At 65.2% G+C, this 3,286-nt stretch carries 5 protein-coding genes; 4 read left to right on the top strand and 1 reads right to left on the bottom strand.

Features of this window, described 5'->3' with window-relative positions:
* Nucleotides 1-400 (bottom strand): TetR/AcrR family transcriptional regulator (locus A2J03_RS14365; RefSeq protein WP_156520393.1); only part of this gene is annotated, 400 nt, incomplete at its 3' end.
* A 148-nt stretch (nucleotides 401-548) separates the two neighbouring features.
* On the opposite strand from A2J03_RS14365, the gene A2J03_RS14360 reads away from it, so the two are divergent.
* The 4 genes from A2J03_RS14360 to A2J03_RS14345 form a co-directional block, all read left to right on the top strand.
* Entirely contained in the window at nucleotides 549-1,268 is a 720-nt protein-coding gene (locus A2J03_RS14360) for an enoyl-CoA hydratase/isomerase family protein (protein WP_068375065.1), read from the top strand.
* The gene (locus tag A2J03_RS14355) at nucleotides 1,265-2,137 is read left to right on the top strand and encodes a 3-hydroxyacyl-CoA dehydrogenase family protein (RefSeq protein WP_269455204.1); all 873 of its coding nucleotides are present in this window, start codon (nucleotides 1,265-1,267) and stop codon (nucleotides 2,135-2,137) included. The genes A2J03_RS14360 and A2J03_RS14355 overlap by 4 nt, the downstream gene beginning before the upstream one ends.
* A complete protein-coding gene (locus tag A2J03_RS14350) occupies nucleotides 2,134-2,892 on the top strand; it encodes an enoyl-CoA hydratase-related protein (RefSeq protein WP_068375059.1) in 759 nt (252 codons plus the stop codon). Before A2J03_RS14355 ends, A2J03_RS14350 begins: the two co-directional genes overlap by 4 nt.
* 158 nt (nucleotides 2,893-3,050) lie before the next feature.
* Nucleotides 3,051-3,286, top strand: a 236-nt coding sequence (locus tag A2J03_RS14345) for a Phenylacetic acid catabolic protein (protein WP_197480769.1), incomplete at its 3' end; no start/stop codon positions are given.

The following is a 3,286-nucleotide window of genomic DNA, read 5'->3' as shown; positions in this document are numbered from 1 at the left end:
GTCTTCTGGCCAGTGCTCGCCGCTCGACCTCGGTGTTTCCGCGTACGCGCAACAACAGCGTGACGTAGGGCAGCTCGGCGACCAGGATTTCGACGCTGCGCCTGACCAGGTACTCGAGACGGTCGATATAGCGCCCGTCGGTAGCCCGTTCCTCGGTGGTGACGGCGAACAGCGCGTTCAATGCACGCGACAATGCAAGTTCGAGAAGCTCGGCCTTCCCCGATACGTGGTGATAGATCGACGACTTCGTGATGCCGAGGCGACCGGCGAGGACCTCCATCGACGTGCCGTCGTACCCCTTGTCGTTGAAGACCTTCACCGCGACGGCGAGCAACGAATCCAGGTCGTACCCCGGACGCCCTGGGAGCCCGGTTCTGCGCGGGGCGCGTGCCGTTGTCATGAGCATCATCTTGGCAGGCGTCGGACGATTTCACAGCACCGACACTGCCCACCCTTGCGTAACGACCGAATGTTCGGTTATTAATGGACAGTGACCCGACGAAGGAGCGAACAGTGCGCGGAGTAATCCCGGTGACAGGCGAGGCGCCGTGAACACCCTCGTCGTGGAGGAGCGCCCCGATCGCGTGGTCGTCACCCTCGCGCGAGAAAAGCAGCGCAATGCCATCGATGCGGAGATGATCGGCGAACTGCACGAGGTGTGCGGACTCGTCGAGCAGAATCCTCGCGTTCTCGTGATCAGCGGGAAGGGCGAGCACTTCGCAGGCGGCGCCGATATCAACGAGCTGCGGGCACGCACGCGCGACGACGCCCTGCGCGGAATCAACCGCAACCTGTTCGACCGAGTCGCCTCCCTCCCCCTGCCGACGATCGCAGCGATTCGCGGGTACGCGCTCGGCGGCGGCGCTGAACTGTCCTACGCGTGCGATATCAGAATCGTCTCGCCGACAGCCATTTTCGGAAACCCCGAACCAGGTCTCGGGATCATGGCAGCGGCGGGTGCAAGCTACCGACTCCCGACACTCGTCGGCGTGTCCGTCGCCAAGCAGGTTCTACTCGGTGGCCGCATGCTCGACGCCGATGCCGCACGGCGGTCGGGCCTGGTCATGGACGTCGTCGACGACCCGCTGAACTCGGCGCACGCACTGGCGGACCGCATGGTCAGGCAATCACCGCTGGCGTTGAAACTGACCAAGACCATTCTCGACGCACCGGGTTCCCATCCCTGGGCCGACGACATCGCCCAGGCCGTGCTGTTCGAGACCGAGGACAAACAACGCCGCATGACGGCATTCCTGGAGAAACCGTGACATTACAAGAAGAATCGACGAGCATTCCGTCCAAAGTCGGCGTCGTCGGCGGAGGCCGAATGGGTGCCGGTATCGCCCAGGTGTTCGCAGCCCTCGGCTCGGCCGTCGTCATCGCCGAGGCCGCCGATCAGGAAGCTGCCCTCGGCCGGGTGTCGACGGGATTGGACCGCGCGCACGAACGCGGAAAGCTGACCGAGAGCCCGACAGACATCCTGGCTCGGGTGACGACCGTCGCCGGGCCCGCCGACCTCCCGGCCGATCTCGCCCTCGTCGTAGAGGCGGTTCCGGAGATTCCGTCGCTCAAGGTCGAGGTCCTTGCTCTCATCGACAAGGTTGCGGGCCCCGAGACCGTGATCGCCTCGAACACGAGCTCCATCTCCATCGCCGAACTCGGAGCGGCACTGCAGGATCCGTCGCGCTTCATCGGGATGCACTTCTTCAACCCCGTTCCGGTGTCGACTCTGGTGGAGATCGTGCGGGCACCTGCGACCTCACCGGCCGTCGTCGAGCAGGTTCGAAACTGGGTCTCGCTGATGGGCAAGACCGAGGTCCTCGTCAACGACTCCCCCGGCTTCGCGACGAGCCGGCTCGGCGTCTGTCTCGGACTGGAAGCGATACGCATGCTGGAGGAAGGCGTCGCCGACGCTGAGTCCATCGACCGGGCAATGGAACTCGGTTACAAGCATCCGATGGGACCACTCCGCTCGACCGACCTGGTCGGGCTCGACGTACGCCTGGCCATCGCCGAACACCTCGCCTCCACGCTCGGCGATCGCTTCGCCCCACCACAACTGCTCCGCGACAAGGTCGCACGCGGCGAAATCGGCCGAAAGTCCGGCATGGGATTCTACGATTGGACGAACGCATGACCGTACGACTGAACATCGCAGATGGACTGGCGATCATCACCTTGCAACGTTCCGCGCTGGACATCGCGACCAAGGTGGCGTTCCAGGAAGCCATCGACGGGGCGGCGGGGGTCCGCGCCGTACTCATCACCGCCGAGGGCAAGAACTTCTGCGTCGGCCAGGATCTCGGCGAGCACGTCGGTGCGCTCGAGGCGGATCCTGCCACCGCGATGGACACCGTGGCAGTGCACTACAACCCGCTGATCCGGTCGATACAGGAGCTTTCGGTACCGGTCGTCGTTGCCGTGCCGGGAGCGTGCGTCGGCGCGGGCCTCGGGATCGCCCTGGCCGGAGACATTCGCGTCGCAGGGACCACGTCGTCGTTCGCGACGGCGTTCACCGGCATCGGGCTGGCCAGTGACTCGGGCCTGAGCTATGCGCTGGTCGAGGCGCTGGGCAGCAGCCGGGCCGTCGGGCTCATGCTGCTCGGCGACAAGGTGACCGCGGAACAGGCGCTGGAATGGGGCCTGGTCCATCGCGTCGTGCCCGACGACGAGGTTCTTGCCGTCGCCGAATCGCTCGCCAGGAAGCTGGCCGCCGGGCCGACCGAGGCGTATCGCCAGGTCAAGTCTCTGGTCCGCGCATCGGCGTCGGGGCTGCTCGACGCGCTGGATCGGGAATCGGCGGCGCAGAAGCATCTAGGGCAGACGGTCGATCACAAGGCTGCGGTCGATGCGTTCCTGGCAAAGGAGAAGCCGGTGTTCGCGGGGCGTTAGGACGCCGCGACCCGAGGGCTCCGCCCTCAGTGGCACGGTTGAGCGCGTCCCAGTGCACTTAAACGTGCCAGTGGGGGCGGAGCCCCCTATCTTGTGCCCCGAGTCACTTCCGTGCATACTTGTTACCAACCGATCATTCGGTAATGAAAGTAGGACATATGACCATGTCGAACACCCTGGAACCGCTACAGGAAACTTTCGACGCGACCATCGCCTCCGAGCAACGAGTCGAGCCGCGGGACTGGATGCCGGACGGCTATCGCAAGTCCCTCATCCGTCAGATCGCGCAGCACGCGCACTCCGAGATCATCGGTATGCAGCCGGAGGGCAACTGGCTCACTCGCGCGCCGTCGCTGCGCCGCAAGGCGATCCTGATGGCCAAGGTCCAGGACGA

The organism is Rhodococcus sp. EPR-157 (assembly GCF_001647195.1).
In the GTDB taxonomy this organism is placed as follows: domain Bacteria; phylum Actinomycetota; class Actinomycetes; order Mycobacteriales; family Mycobacteriaceae; genus Rhodococcoides.
The sequence above is the reverse complement of the archived record's forward strand: the minus strand, read 5'-3'. Positions and strand labels throughout refer to the sequence as shown.